This window comes from Endozoicomonas sp. GU-1 (genome assembly GCF_027366395.1).
GTDB lineage: Bacteria > Pseudomonadota > Gammaproteobacteria > Pseudomonadales > Endozoicomonadaceae > Endozoicomonas.
Window position 1 is genome coordinate 5781001 of record NZ_CP114771.1, and the last position, 14848, is coordinate 5795848.

Sequence of the window (14848 nt, forward strand, 5' to 3'; positions counted from 1 at the left end):
GATATCTCATTCAATAAACTCTTTGTACTCCTGCTTTAGCATTTCCATGACCACAGCCTTCCAGCTCTCGTCGGTGATCTTCCCTTTTAATGCGTACAGGCTAACCCGTGCTATCTGGTTGATCAGCTCATTCTTCAACTCCGGATCAATAGGTGCATGGTCAAATACCCGTGGGAACTGTTTGGCAACAAATGCCTTGAGGGCTGAATAACTACTGATGATGCTGGCAATCCGTTCGTGCTGGTATTTATGGAGTTTGGCCGGTGACGGGATGGCCTGATCCGCCTTGATGGTCAGTTTGGCATGATCACTGGCACTGGCCTGTCGGGGCAGCAAAGCCAGCACCAGTTCCTGGAGCTGCCTGGTTTCTCCGGGTTCTATCAGACCTCGGCGGTTGATCATGGCCTGAATTTTTACCCGGTTCATGGCTTCTTTGGGCACGGCAACTTTGGCATCGTACAGGTTGTTGAACAGTTGCCAGGCTCTCTGGCTGAGGGCAAACGACTGAAGGTCCGTTATCTCGTCATTGGCTGCGGTTTTGCTGCTGGTTGCTTTTTGCAGATCAGACTCCAGTTGCGCCAGTTGTTCGGCAAAATAATCCACCCCCAGATAATCAGGCAGTCCCGCCAGCTCATGCACCATTGCCAGCTGATGTTGCAGGGAGTGCTGCATAAACAGTTGTCTGCCGGGTTCGTACTGTCCCCTGGCGAGGGCATTAATCAATGGGTTATGCAGTGCTTTTTCCGGTTGCCGGGCAGACTCAGGAATTAATCGCTGCTCAATCATGCCCTTTATATCAGTGACGTCATTTTTATGGTCGGTCAGCTTCCAGGGTTGGATGGCACTATTTTGGTTCTGTCGCTGTTGCAACTGAACCGCTTGCTGGATGATCTGTCGACTCAGGGAGTCAGGTAACTGGTTGTCCGCCGAATAACCGGCCAGGCGATTGCTGGCCATCGCTTGCAACATCGCTTGTGCCAGCCCCATGGCGGGCCCCCTGGCGGTTGTTTCACCCGTTGCCTGGTTATGGAAAACCGACTGTGACTGCCCCTTATTGGTTCCTGTCCCCCGGACCATACCCTCGGCACTGAAGATATTATCCGGGTGCTCATGGCGTATACCAATGGCCGATGAGGTGAGCGCTTGCTGTAAAAAGTTCTCTGTCACCCTGGCCGGTATTTTTGCTGGTGTTGTCGGTGTGGCCAGAAGGATGGCCATATTGACCAGATCATCCCGGTTCCACTGGCTGGCAACCGGGTCGCTATTGCTGTTCAGGTGATGGATAAAAGCAGCCACTTCACTGTGCAGCTGCGGAGCTATTGCCAGGCTGTCGGATAATAATTGCATGCCCGGTGCCTGGCTCAGCAGCTCCTGTCGCTCAGAAGTGGGTTCTGTGTCCTTGCCAGACGGTAATTTCCGTCCATTGAGTTTGGCGGCGAGCAGGGTTGCCAGGGTCAGGCTGGCGTTGGCGTTGTACTGGGGATTGTTGGCTACTCCGGGTGCCTGATTGGAGCGGCTATTGCCATTATGGAACGTCGCCTGTTCAGTGATCCTTGTCTGTGTGGAAGAGGTCGCCACTGGTGCTGACGACATGGGCCCGATATAACCAAGCAGCCTGCCAAGTCCCTCTTTGATGTTATCCAGCATGCCTGTTTGCCGGGTGGCCGACGAGGTTAAGTGTGGTATGGGCTGGTCAATATCTCTGCGTTTTCTTCTGTGGTGTAAAGGGGGTTCAGTGGTTGGCTCAGACGTCCCCAGGTTTGGTGAAGCGTTATCATTGTCCAGCACTATGCGATAGTTATCCGGACATTTGACAACGTCAAGAAAGGTGCGGGGATTATACAGCACATTAGGCCCTGCCTCACTCGGCGAAACTTCATCCTTAAAGTGACCTTTATCCCGCTTATGCAGAGCCTGAACATCGTTAATAAACAGTTCTTTCTCTTGTTTCATAACCGACCACAGTAGTTCTTGGTTGTAGGGGGAGGACTGTTTGCCGACGACATCGCTACTGATCGTTTTGCTGCCGAATTTTGCAATAGACGACCAAATATTTTTGCTTTACTGCAAAATCGGGCTGGTAGTACCGGACTCTCTTTCCTGCTGTTCCAATTCGTCAACTTTGCTGGTGCCTTGCAGGAATATGGCGAGATCCGCAAGGAATTGGCCAAACTTATTGGATGCATCCGATGATGCCTGTTGTTGAGCATCGTTGATGGCCTTGAGCAAATTGGTCGGGTGCAGGGTTTCTTTTCCTTCCGGGCCGGAACCAGCTGCACGGAGTTTCAGAATTTCGTTCCGGCTCAGTTTTTCCGGATCGATATAGCCAGCATCAATAAATAACTGCAGACGCTGGTCGTTCAGTGAGGCATACATCTGCTGAAAGGTACTGGTCAGGGCATCGGTGATGATCGTTCGGGCTGCCGGGAGTTGATGGTCATTATCCGCCGGAGCAGAACGTAACGCCTTCAGTGTTCTGTGGGCATGCTTGTAAGTATTCAGGAATCCCTTAGCAAATACATCATTCAGGGCGTTGAGGGTATCTCCGAGAATAACTCGGGTCTGGATACTCTTTTTTTCCTTATTGGCAGTGGTTAACTGGTGAATTCGCTCCAGGGCCTGTTCAGAGGTTTCGCTGATGGAGCTATTAAACAGACCTGTTATCTGTTCGTTCCTGTCAGAAAATGCCTTGACCAGCCGGGGGAACAGCGACTGCTGTTGTGTATTGTTTTCAGTGGGAGACTTGCTGTTGGTGTTGGTTGAAGTTGGGGCTTTGCTGTCAGCCCTTTCAGTGGTAGTTGGCGAAGTGGTTGTGTCACTTTCTATGAAAGAGTGATGTGAAGATGACCGTTGGCCGTTGATGGTCTTTCCAGTGGGGTTTGCTGGCGTTGTGGCTTTTGCTTTGGTCGTACCCTCACTTGTTGTCGTGGCTGGCTGGGTAGTTGATGAAGTGGCTGTGTCACTTTCGGTAGAATAACGACGGGTAGGTGACGGCTGTTCCGTGGTTGACTGGCCTTTGGTGCCTGCCGATGTTGTGTTTTCGGTGCTGGAGGTCTCCTTTATTGTTGATATGGCTGATTGCGTAGTTGGTGATGTGGTCGTATCGCTATCAATGGATTGATGGGAAGATACCTGCTGTCCGGTGGTTGACTGGCCTTTGGTGCCTGCCGATGTTGTGGTTCCGGTGCTGGTGGTTTCCTTTGTTGTTGATATGGCTGATTGCGTGGTTGGTGAAGTGGTTGTATAGCTATCAGTGGATTGATGGGAAGAGACCTGCTGTCTGGTGGTGGTCTCACCCGTGGTGCCTGGTGATGTTGTGGCTCTTGCTTTGGTCACACCTTCAGAAGTTTCTGCCGTGTTTGGCCGGGTAGTTGATGACGTGGTTGTGTCACTCTCGGTAAAAGAACGATGGGCAGATGACGTCTGGCCTGTAGTGGACGGATCTGTGGTGCTGGCCGATGTTGTAACTCGTGCTTTAGTTATACTGCCTGTTGTTGCAGTGGCTGGCTGGGTAATTGAAGAAGTGGTTGTTTCACTTTGAGTGGCAGATTGATGAGTAGATGACGTCTGTCCGATGGTGGGCTGCCCTGTTGTGCTAGACGATGTTGTAGTGGCGGTACTGGTGGAATCTTTTGTTGTTGATGTGGCTGATTGCGTGGTTGCTGAAGTAGTTGCTGAAGTAGTTGTATCGCTATCAGTTGATCGATAGGAATGGGCCTGTTGTCCGGTGGCGGTCCCACCCGAGGTGCTTGCCGGTCTTGTGGCTCCTGCTTTGGCCGTATCTCTGGTTGTTGTCGTGGTTGGCTGGGATGAAGTGGTTGTATCACCTTCAGTAGAGGATTGGTGGGTAGAAGGCTGTTGTCTGGTAGTGTTCTCTTCAGTGATGCTTGCTGAAGTTGTAACTCTTGCTTTGGCCGCACTTTCAGTTGTTGCTGCGGATGATTGGGTGGTTGCAGAATTGGTTGTGTCTCTCCTGGTAGAAGAGCGGCGGGCAGATGGCTGCTGTCCGGTGGTGGAAGTGGTGCTTGCCAGTGTCGTCGTCTGTTCAGTTGTTAGCTGCTGCGCGAGGTCTTCTACAACTTGTGCGACTCCTACAGCGATTGCCGGTCCTGCTGCTGAGCCTCGGGAGGTTTGCCTTTCAGGCTGTTTTGCATCTTTTTTGTGTTTGTTTTTGTGTTTGTTGATACCGTCTGCTATGGCCTTTACCAACTTTCCTAATACCTTGCCTGCTTTACTTAATATGACAGTACCACCACCAAGGACTGCCCCGTCAGAGGCACTGTCGCCGACACTTGCCGCCCCAGCGCCTGCTCCAGCACCTGCTCCGGCTCCACCCGCAACTTCACCACCTGTCTCGCCTGCAACTTCACCTCCTGTCTCGCCTCCTTCACTTTCGCCTTCTACCTGGTTACAGCTGCCGGGCGAACGTCGGCATCTAACGGCCTCTTTTGCCGCTTTTTCACCGGCTTTCTGTGCAGCTTTTCTTGCGGCCTTTTTTGCCAGTTTTTTTGCTGCTTTCTTTTCAGCCTCTTCAAGGGCATTGTCTCCAACTTTATTTTCAACCTCCTCCCCGAGTTCCTCCCCGGTTTCCTCGCCTGTCTGTTGAGATCCTCGATTAAGGGCGTTGGCTATCCTGTCGGCAGCACTCTCGCTATTCCTCGTGCCGAACTCACTGGCCATTTCTGACAGGCAGCCGGGACACGCCTTTTCGAAAAATCCCAGAGCCCCCCCAACTGCCAGTCCAAAAGCGCCAAAGCCAACACCGACGTTTTCTCCGGGGCTGAGTTTTCTCAAGGGTTTGTGGTGTTGGGCAGGATTGTGGGCCGGGTCAGAGGGGCCTGGCTGCGGGTCAACAGCCTCAATGCCGAGGCCCTGGATCTCAGGTTCCAGTAGCTCAAGAAAGTCATGCTTGATGCCCAGTTTAATCAAATCACTGGCGCTGGGATTGGCGGGCATCGATGCCTGGCTGCCGCTACTGTCGGCACCTTGGGATGATTGAGGTTTAGGGTCATTCAGATGTTTGGAGATAGTGTTGAGTACTTTAACGAGGTGGGCATTGAGTTCTTTAATATTGTCAGGCACTGGGGCGGAGGTATCTTTAAGCAGAACGGTCAGCACCTCACGCATTTGTGAAATAGCCGGATCTTTGGTTGTGATGGCATTTTCAGGTGTAGCGGATGCCTGGGAATGTTTTGGGGACTTTTTGGGGAATTTGAGCCGTTTGCGATTTTCCGCCTTGTTAACTTCCTGCAGGTAGTCCTTAATCATTTCCTCGGTATTTTTTACATCAATTTTCTGCAGTTGCATAACCGGATTAGTCAGGACTTCCTTAATCGTTAATGTCGAGTCTGGAAATGGTACCAGGTTTTCTAATGGAGCCAATCGCTGGGATGTCACTTTGGTAAAGCCCACATTTTCCAGTGTTTCTCCGGTTGCAGAAGTTAACGGTATTTTATAAGTTTTGGCATAGGCTTTCAGAGCCTTGGGTATTGCGTCTTTCAGCTCTTGAAGTGTGATTCCGGTAACGACTGTTAGCCCGGTATTTATATCATGAACGGTTAGCTTGTATAGATATGGCGTTTTCCTGATTGAAAAGTAAGTGACGTGACAATCTTCTGGTCTGACAAAATATTGGATAAGATCAGTGGCAAGGTCGTCATCAGGTATTAATTGGTTGATCAGGTCTTTGAGGGAATTAAAATTGGGAGTTTGATATCCTTGTTGGAAGTTCTTTCTGACATAATTCAATATTGTCACCATATCTTGTACCCAAACACTGTCCTCTGCCAGTCCTAATGCTTTTAGTTCATTGGGTACATCCTTGGTAATGTTGGAAAATGAGAGATGTTGTATGATTCTTTTTACGTCAAGGGCGTATTTCGAGTAATCGCTGCCGAACAATATTCCTTCTGCCATGCTTAGCAGTGAATTGGGTATTTTTTCATAGAGATCTGCTATGCTCAGGCTGACAGTGTCCCCGTAACAAATGCCTTCACCATCTCGCTCTATCAGTCGTTGCAAGCGCAGAGGGTCGTATATGTAGGCATAGCGAACTATTTCATCCAGCGGAATTGAAGCTGAAATATCATCAGCACCAAAAGCAAGCTCCTCAAGGCCATCAATATGGAGGTTTTTGAATCTATCAATTTTATCCAAAAAATCTTGATAGGGATCTTCTATTGTTTTTTTATTTGTATATTCACCGGACTGGACAAATTTCTTTCCATAGCTGTAAAGAACGTTGACCTTAAATGCTAATTTACCAACTTCACCAAATTTTCCTGCATCCAGTAGAGGCTTAATTGTATTTTCATATTTGTCCATCGCTACCAGAATGGACCCGGGAGATTTTACCTGGTTGAACAGTTCCTGGAATTCACTTCCAAGTGTTTCTGGCAGTGTACGCATGAGTTCTGTAAAAAGACCACGTTCTTGTTCAAAGCCTTTAAAAAAAACTCTCATTTCATCATTCATTGGTGCTTTTTCAAATTCATGAAGACTCTTTAACAACATTTTTGCCATCTCCGATAGAGGAGATCTTCGATGCCTGGCATGGGGGCTTTGGGTGGGGTCAATGTTTTTTTTCAGTTCAGTCAGGGTGTTCTTAATAATCTTTTCATATTGCTTGGCAGCGAAAGGATTGGATTTTTTGATGGTTCTGGTAAAAGCCGTAGCGGTGATCAGCAGGCTGAAAACCTGAAGAAGGTCTAACTCTTGATCAATTCCTGAGATGAGTTTGGCCAGATTCACTTTTGGGTGTTGCGCCTGGTAGGACAGAAGGCTCTCCTTGAGCCCTGCCATCAGGGTGAACTCCACACTGTCAGCTACCAGCGCCTGCAATGATGGCAGTGGCGTGGTTGGGCTGACAGCGGTGGTTGATATGGTCGTTGTGTTTGAGGTTGATGTGGCTACGGTTTCTGTGGCTGTCCCCGGCGTGAATGCAGATGTGGATTGGACAGCATGGGGCAGTTCAGTGTTGGTGGTGCTGACGTTTTTTGTGGTTGCAGTTGTGGCTGTGGCTTCGGGGTTTTCCGTCGTATCAGCAGGCGCGACAGAGGTATTGGTTTGATCGGTAGTCACTGCTTTATCAATGGCGGTGGTGTGGTGTGGTGTGGCGAGGTCGCTGCCGGGTCGGTTTTATGGGTATATGGCGTTGACGTGTCGTTAGCGGGGAGGACTTCAGGAATATATTTTAAACCTTCATGGATGGTTAATAATTCTTTGGCAAGTTTAACCATTCTGGTTTCATTACCGGATAATGTTTCTCCCCTCAATTTTCGTTCCATTAACTCCCTGATTGCGTGACAAACTTCGTTGTTTTCGAAATTTACCGGGTTTTCAGGGGCTGGTGAGGAAGCGGTATTAATTTTTTTGGTTGTTTTGTCGGGTGCAGGGATATCTACGTTGTGGGACTGGAAGTTACCATTTTTTTCCCGGCTTTTTGCTGGCGGAGCAAATCGGTTGGGTGATGAAGCCTGAAATGAATTGCCGTTGATCATGGTGGATGTTGTTGATGGATATGATTGAGTGTCCATTGGGTTTTCCGTTATGAGGGTTAATGATGATTGAAAGTCATCCCTGGAAGATATGATCCGAAATAGTTGGTGACATAATCACCGACCCTGAAATAACAACAGGGTTACTGCCTCAAAAACCGACTGTTGGTTTTCCGGGTCTGGTAGCTGATCTATTGCCTCGGTAAAACAGGTTGTATTGTTCGCCAGTCGATGGGCAAGGCAGTTATAGAGTGTTTCTGTATGGTTCTCTTTGAGCCATTCCAGAAATGATGGTAAGCCCGGCGTCTGCTGAACCCCGGGAGCCTGGAGAGGATTGGTCATTGTGGTGCTGGCCGGGTGGCTGGAGATCTCATAGCAGGTGACAGGCCTGCCGTTTTCCTGATGGTGGGGATTGCCGGGGGTGCAGCATATATGGCTGACGGGTATTGTTCGTTGAACAAAAACACCCTTCACTGATTCCTTTGGCGCTTCTGCTTTATTGGCTGAAGGGTGTGTAACATCATGATGTTCAATGACAGGCGCGAAACCGGATGTTGCTGGAACGTTCATAATCCTTTCTGAGGCCTATGGTGTGCAAGGCATTGTTATCATTATTTGGCGATGCGGTTTGTCTGGAATTTTTCGCTGATCGTTTCTGAGCGAATACTCAGGATAAATAAGTTGCCAAGTGAATCATCGCAGCTGCCCTGTTTAGCTTATTTTCAGGGCTGAGCCTCTAATAATGATCAATCGCAACTCTAGGTCGGAAGCTTTACGGGATTTGCAGGTAATGGTATCTATAATATTTTGTGTTAATTATTCTGTGCTTATAATCGTTTTTGGTTCTTTTTTGTTATTGGAAACATAAATTTACTTACCTTGTTGTCTATTTTTCCTATAATTGCCCCGGATTTTTACTGGGAAGCGTATCTGGTCTCCGGGCTGACTGCATTAACTGGTGCGGTTGTACCGAGAGGTTCGCTTCGTATTCAATTGAATTTCAGGCCTCTCGGTAACAAGAGAGCCAAGCGAAAGAGCGGGTTGCAATGACGGATAAGCTTGCTTTTGTCTTTCCAGGACAAGGGTCCCAACAAGTTGGCATGATGGCTGACTATCTTTCCGAACCAGTGGTGCAGGCAACGTTTGCTGAAGCCACCGGGGTGCTTGGTTTTGATCTCCTGAACATGGTTTCTGAGGGGCCTGCTGAGGTGCTGAATCAGACGGAGAATACCCAGCCTGCACTGCTGGTATCCAGCGTCGCTCTCTGGCGTCTCTGGTGTGAGCGTCAGGGTGAAGCGCCGTCGATGATGGCCGGGCACAGCCTGGGTGAATATTCGGCCCTGGTGTGTGCCGACGCGATGAATTTTGCCGACGCCGTCAGTCTGGTTCGTCTGCGTGGACTGTTTATGCAGGAAGCAGTTGCCTCCGGTGCAGGAGCCATGGCTGCTATTATTGGCCTTGATGATGCGGATGTGGTGGCTGCCTGTGAGAAGGCGGCAGGTGATGAAGTGGTCGAGGCGGTCAATTTCAATGCCCCCGGTCAGGTGGTGATTGCCGGTCAGGTTGCTGCAGTTAAACGTGCCATTGAGTCTGCCAAAGCAGCGGGTGCCAAAAGGGCGATTGAGCTGCCAGTCAGTGTTCCTTCCCATTGTGCCCTGATGAAGCCTGCTGCCGAGCGCCTCCACAAAGCGTTGGACGATATTGAGTTGATCGAGCCGGTGATTCCGGTGGTGCAGAATGTTTCTGCCAGTGTCTGTTCTGATCCGGCTCAGCTTAAGGCGAATCTGGTGGCGCAGCTGTACAGTCCGGTTCGCTGGGTTGAGTCTGTGGAAACCATGATGGCCGCTGGTGTTGGCCGGTTTGCTGAATGCGGCCCCGGGAAAGTACTGGCTGGACTGAATAAACGTATTGCACGACGTGCGCCCATTGCTACGCTGGAGTCTGCTGACGCTATGGCTCAGATGCTGGCAGAAGCTAACCAATAAGGAACAGGCGGGAAATGACTGCTGAAAGAGAGCTGGAACAGTCCATTGCAGGAGCGGGTCTGAAGGGGAAGGTTGCCCTGGTTACCGGTGCCAGTCGTGGTATTGGCAAAGCCATAGCATTTGCCCTGGGGAAAGCCGGAGCCATTGTGATTGGCACGGCAACGTCTGAGTCCGGTGCGGCGGCCATTACTGACGCTTTGCAGGCGGAAGGCATTCAAGGTCAGGGCATGGCCCTGAACGTAACCTCAGCGGATGAATGTCAGGCGGTGCTCAAGGTGATCTGCGCAGAATATGGCGTACCGTTGATTCTGATCAACAATGCCGGCATCACCCGTGATAATATCCTGATGCGCATGAAGGAGGAGGAGTGGGATGACGTTATTGATACCAATCTCAGTTCCATCTTCCGGATGAGTAAGGCTGTCCTGCGTGGCATGACTAAAGCACGCTGGGGGCGGATAGTGAATATCAGCTCTGTCGTTGGTTCCATGGGTAACCAGGGGCAGGCGAATTATGCGGCAGCCAAGGCCGGTATTGAAGGCTTCACCAGGGCGATGGCCCGTGAAGTCGGTTCAAGAAGCATTACCGTGAACACCGTTGCTCCGGGCTTTATCGAAACCGATATGACCAGGGCGCTGCCTGAAGAGCAGCAGTCCTTCCTGCTTGGCCAGATTCCCCTGGCCCGGTTGGGTCAGCCGGAAGAAATTGCCGCTGCTGTTGCATTTCTGGTCAGTGAGCCTGCCGGGTATATCACTGGTGAGACCTTGCATGTCAATGGCGGCATGTACATGAATTAATCCTCCTTTGCCGGAACCTGTAGTTATGAGCAGGGCGAGGCAAGCCCTGTTCTGATGGGTTAGGTTTTGGGGTTTTGTTAAATCTGTTGTCAATTTGCGTGGATAGTCACCGGTTTTCCATGAACTGGCTTGAAATTCCCATAATTGACCATATACACTAGTTCACCTGTAGCCTCAGGCTGCACCGAATATCGATAGGAGCACAACAAGGTATGAGCACCATTGAAGAGCGCGTTAAGAAGATTGTTTGCGAACAGCTTGGCGTGAAGGAAGACGAAGTCACTAACAGTGCGTCATTCGTAGAGGATCTTGGCGCGGACTCTCTGGATACTGTTGAGTTGGTGATGGCGTTGGAAGAGGAATTCGAAACCGAGATTCCTGATGAAGAGGCTGAGAAAATCACCACTGTTCAGGAAGCAATTGACTACGTTGTTGCACACTCCTGATTCTGCCTTGATTTGCACAACTGTATCTTTGTGACACGCTTTTTCGATACATCTTCTTTAGCGAAAGTATCTCCAAATTGTGTCACTCGAAAGCCGCATGACGATGGTCTGCGGCTTTTGTTGTTTATGGCAGTCTGCTCGCTATCGCGGTAAAAGCTGGCTGCATGATGACGTTGTCATCGTGTTGTTGTCGTTTTTTCATAGTCAGGCTGCTGTGGCGATGCTTTGATGTGAATGACGGTTCATTAAATCTGGACGACAGGTCAGCAGGAGAGTCAGTCTTGTCGGAAGAAAAAAATACAGAATGGTTATCGCAGCGAATGCGTAGAAGGGTTGTTGTAACAGGCATGGGGGCAATAACCCCGGTGGGCAATAATGTCCATGACAGCTGGTCTGCCCTGTTAGCGGGGCGCAGTGGTATTGAGGCAATCTCCCACCTTGATACGGAAGGCTTCAGTGTATCTATCTGTGGCGCGGTCAAAGGTTTTGATCCTGACGGTGTTATCGATAAGAAAGATGCCCGTAAAATGGATGTCTTTATTCAATACGGTGTAGCCGCTGCTGCCGAGGCCATGGCTGACTCCGGCCTGGTGATTGATGATCACTGTGCGCACCGATATGGTGTGGCGATCGGCTCAGGTATCGGTGGTTTGACGTCTATTGAACAGAACCACTCTACACTGCTGAACAGCGGCCCCCGTCGAATATCCCCGTTTTTTATTCCCGCTGCCATCGTCAATATGGCGGCAGGCTGGGTTTCCATGAAATACAATCTCCAGGGACCCAACTTTGCCACCTCTACAGCCTGCGCTACCGGCAGCCATGCCATTGCTCTTGCCGCAAGAACCATTGCTTATGGTGATGCCGATCTGATGGTGGCGGGTGGTGCCGAAAAAGGGTCGTCTGCGCTGGGCATGACCGGTTTTGCCGCAGCCCGTGCGCTCTCTACCCGTAACCATGAGCCTGAAAAAGCCAGCCGCCCGTGGGATGTGGATCGTGATGGTTTTGTCCTGGGCGATGGAGCCGGTATTCTGGTGCTGGAAGAGTACGAACATGCGGTTAACCGTGGCGCCAGGATATATGCTGAGCTCAGTGGTGTTGGCATGAGTGGTGATGCCTGGCATATGACGTCGCCGCCAGAAGATGGTCGTGGTGCTGCGCGTGCCATGATTTCAGCCCTTGAAGATGCCGGTCTGGCACCTGAAAATGTGTCGTATATTAATGCCCACGGCACGTCCACACCGGCAGGGGATGTGGCTGAAACACGGGCGATTCATCAGGTGTTTGGTGCCCACGCCGCGCGTCTGGCGGTCAGTTCCACCAAATCCATGACCGGTCATTTGCTGGGGGCTGCCGGGGCGGTGGAAGCGGTATTCAGTATCAAATCCCTGGTTGAAGGTGTGATTCCCCCGACCATCAATCTGGATCAGCCCGGCGAAGGCTGTGATCTTGATTATGTGCCACACCATGCCAGGAAAATGCAGATGGATCATGTGCTTTCCAACTCTTTTGGCTTTGGTGGTACCAATGTAACCCTGGCATTTTCCAGATTAGACAGCTAAGAGGGGGTTCCGGGTGAGTGAGTATCCAGTCTGGGTGAATGGAGTGCCTGAAAGTGTCCTGCCGGTTTCAGACCGTGGGCTGGCCTACGGGGATGGCTTATTTGAAACGGTTCGGATTGCCGGTGGTAAGCCAACGCTGGCTGACTACCATTGGCATCGCCTGCAACGCTCTTGCCAGCAGCTGGGTATTGCCGTGGATATTGAGCGATTGCTTGAAGAGGTGGATGCCTTTCTGTTGGATAACCAGGCCGGTGACGGTGTGCTGAAGGTTATGATCACCCGGGGCAGCGGTGGACGCGGCTATAATCCAGAGGGTTGTCTCTCTTCGCGTCGGATTCTGTCACTCCACCCGCTGCCGTCAAGGCCCCGTGATCCCGGAGTGCATGGGGCACGGGTAAAGCTTTGTCAGATGCGTCTTGGGCGAAGTGACCTGGCAGGTCTGAAGCATCTGAATCGTCTGGAGCAGGTGCTGGCCAGAAGTGAATGGCAGGGCGATGCTTACGACGAAGGTCTGCTGTGTGACTTTGCGGGCAACCTGGTTGAAGGCACCATGAGTAATCTGTTTGTTGTGACCCATGAAGGAGCCCTGGTGACTCCGGATCTGTCATTCCAGGGTGTGGCGGGGGTTTGTCGCGATTTTATCATTGAGTTTGCCCGTCATCGTGGGATGACGGTTAAAGAGCAGTCCGTACCCCGGGGGCTGGATGTTGCGGAAGTCTTTCTCTGCAACAGTGTCAACGGTGTCTGGCCTGTGATTGAATACGAGGGAAGGGAGTGGGAGATTGGCCCACTGACTGTCCAAATTCGAGATTGTGTACTGGAAGAATTCAATGCTTAGGAAGTTGCTGCTGACCCTGTTCGGTGGTTTGCTGTTGGCTCTGTTTCTGGTCCTGGCAGGTCTTGTAGCTGGCTGGTATGGTCTGCGCTGGTATGGTGATCAGCAGGTGCCGGTAACCAGTGAAGCCGGGTTCGTCATTGTTACGGGCGACTCGCTGGGACGTGTGGTGCAGCGACTGGCGGCAGACCGGCTGATTCAATATCCTGATATGTTTAAGGTCTTTGCCCGGGTCAAGGGGGTTGCTGCGGACCTTCATGCCGGGGAATACCTGATTGCTCCCGGTACCACCTATCGGCAGCTGTTGCACAAGTTTGTTACTGGCGATGTTCATTACTTCAGCGCGACCCTGGTGGAAGGCTGGACATTAAAAGAGTTGCTCACAGACTTGAATAGCCACCCGAAACTGACCGCTCCGGTAGAGCTGAACAAACTGCCTGCGGTGATGGGGGCGTTGCCCGGGGATGTGCCGCAGACCGATAACCTGGAAGGGTTGTTCTATGCGGATACCTACAGCTTTGAAGCGGGGACGCCGGTGGCGTCAATTCTGCAAAGAGCCCATCAAAGGCTGCAATCCGTGCTTGCGGATGAGTGGGATCAAAAGGCCGAAAACCTGCCGTATACATCCCCCCTACGAAGCCTTGATTATGGCGTCGATTATTGAGAAAGAGACAGGTGTGCCATCAGAACGGCCTGATATTGCCGGTGTTTTTATCCGACGTCTGGAAAAAAGGATGCGACTGCAGACCGATCCGACCGTTATCTACGGTATGGGTGATCGTTACCAGGGTGAATTGAATCGTCGTATGCTGCGGGAACGTACCGCCTATAACACCTATGTGATTCATGGTCTGCCGCCAACCCCGATAGCGACGGTTGGACGTGAGGCCATTCAGGCGGCACTGAATCCGTCCAATGGCGAAACGCTTTATTTTGTTGCCCGTGGCGATGGTACTCACCACTTTTCCAAAACGCTGGCTGAGCACAATCGAGCCGTCAGGAAGTATCAGATTACGGAACGGCGGAAAGATTATCGTTCTACGGTGCAATAGCAATACTAATGAAATTGAGAGATTGATGGGTTTTTTTCTGACGATTGAAGGCTGTGAAGGTGCCGGTAAAACCACCGCCAAAGGGGTTGTTCTGCAATGGTTAAAGGCTAATGGCCATGATGTTGTAGAAACCCGGGAGCCAGGTGGCACGCCATTGGCTGAACAGCTGAGAAACCTGGTGCTGGCCGAACACCAAGAGACGGTGACAGATACTACCGAACTGTTGATGGTCTTTGCCGCGCGCAGCCAGAATCTCAGTCAGCGTGTCGAACCTGCACTGGCTGAGGGCAAGGTGGTGGTTTGTGACCGGTTTACCGATGCAACTTATGCCTATCAGGGTGGTGGTCGTGGTATCGATGAGCAGCGTATCGCGGTACTGGAGCAGCTGGTGCAGGGAGATCGCCGGCCCGATATGACGTTGCTTCTGGATATTGAGCCGGAACTTGGCCTGGCAAGGGCGAAAGGTCGGGCTATTGAGCAGGGTGGGGCTCTGGATCGGATTGAGCAGGAAGCGATCGAGTTCTTTCACCGCGTTCGCACTGTCTATCTGGCAAGGGCTGAGCGTTTTCCTGATCAGTACGTTGTTATTGATGGCAGTCAGTCGATTCCAGAAGTTGAAGCACATATCATCAAGGCTTTGCAGCGTCGGCTTGGGAGTTAATAGCTCCACGGCCA

The 14848-nt window shown here is 51.0% G+C and carries 12 protein-coding genes; 8 read left to right on the forward strand and 4 right to left on the reverse strand.

Annotated features, from left to right (window positions below; all coding sequences use genetic code 11):
* Nucleotides 1-6: 6 nt before the first annotated feature.
* From O3276_RS24295 to O3276_RS24310, 4 genes are all read right to left on the reverse strand, one after another.
* On the reverse strand, nt 7-1953 hold the full coding sequence (locus O3276_RS24295) for a hypothetical protein (protein ID WP_269673613.1): 1947 nt from the start codon (nt 1951-1953) through the stop codon (nt 7-9).
* Between the two features lie 108 nt (nt 1954-2061).
* Nucleotides 2062-7080: a hypothetical protein gene (locus O3276_RS24300; RefSeq protein WP_269673614.1), complete on the reverse strand. Its 5019-nt coding sequence runs from the start codon at nt 7078-7080 to the stop codon at nt 2062-2064.
* The gene (locus tag O3276_RS24305; RefSeq protein WP_269673615.1) at nt 7077-7535 is read right to left on the reverse strand and encodes a hypothetical protein; all 459 of its coding nucleotides are present in this window, start codon (nt 7533-7535) and stop codon (nt 7077-7079) included. Before O3276_RS24305 ends, O3276_RS24300 begins: the two co-directional genes overlap by 4 nt.
* 78 nt (nt 7536-7613) lie before the next feature.
* A complete protein-coding gene (locus tag O3276_RS24310; protein ID WP_269673616.1) occupies nt 7614-8066 on the reverse strand; it encodes a hypothetical protein in 453 nt (150 codons plus the stop codon).
* Nucleotides 8067-8542: 476 nt separating this feature from the next.
* On the opposite strand from O3276_RS24310, the gene fabD reads away from it, so the two are divergent.
* The 8 genes from fabD to tmk all read left to right on the forward strand — a co-directional run bounded on the left by fabD (nt 8543) and on the right by tmk (nt 14834).
* Nucleotides 8543-9481, forward strand: coding sequence for an ACP S-malonyltransferase (gene fabD / locus O3276_RS24315; RefSeq protein WP_269673617.1), 939 nt, complete (start codon nt 8543-8545; stop codon nt 9479-9481).
* 14 nt (nt 9482-9495) lie between these two features.
* A complete protein-coding gene (gene fabG, locus O3276_RS24320) occupies nt 9496-10278 on the forward strand; it encodes a 3-oxoacyl-ACP reductase FabG (RefSeq protein ID WP_269673618.1) in 783 nt (260 codons plus the stop codon).
* 212 nt (nt 10279-10490) lie between these two features.
* Nucleotides 10491-10724 (forward strand): acyl carrier protein, encoded by a 234-nt coding sequence (gene acpP / locus O3276_RS24325; RefSeq protein ID WP_020582918.1) that lies wholly within the window; start codon nt 10491-10493, stop codon nt 10722-10724.
* Nucleotides 10725-11044: 320 nt separating this feature from the next.
* Nucleotides 11045-12286 carry a beta-ketoacyl-ACP synthase II gene (fabF, locus tag O3276_RS24330; RefSeq protein WP_269673619.1) on the forward strand — a complete coding sequence of 414 codons (1242 nt, stop codon included), beginning with the start codon at nt 11045-11047 and terminating at the stop codon, nt 12284-12286.
* A gap of 13 nt (nt 12287-12299) precedes the next feature.
* Entirely contained in the window at nt 12300-13124 is an 825-nt protein-coding gene (gene pabC / locus O3276_RS24335) for an aminodeoxychorismate lyase (RefSeq protein ID WP_269673620.1), read from the forward strand.
* On the forward strand, nt 13117-13785 hold the full coding sequence (locus O3276_RS24340; RefSeq protein WP_269673621.1) for an endolytic transglycosylase MltG: 669 nt from the start codon (nt 13117-13119) through the stop codon (nt 13783-13785). The genes pabC and O3276_RS24340 overlap by 8 nt, the downstream gene beginning before the upstream one ends.
* On the forward strand, nt 13769-14173 hold the full coding sequence (gene mltG / locus O3276_RS24345) for an endolytic transglycosylase MltG (RefSeq protein WP_269673622.1): 405 nt from the start codon (nt 13769-13771) through the stop codon (nt 14171-14173). Before O3276_RS24340 ends, mltG begins: the two co-directional genes overlap by 17 nt.
* A gap of 25 nt (nt 14174-14198) precedes the next feature.
* Nucleotides 14199-14834 (forward strand): dTMP kinase, encoded by a 636-nt coding sequence (tmk, locus tag O3276_RS24350; protein WP_269673623.1) that lies wholly within the window; start codon nt 14199-14201, stop codon nt 14832-14834.
* The last annotated feature ends 14 nt before the right edge of the window (nt 14835-14848 follow it).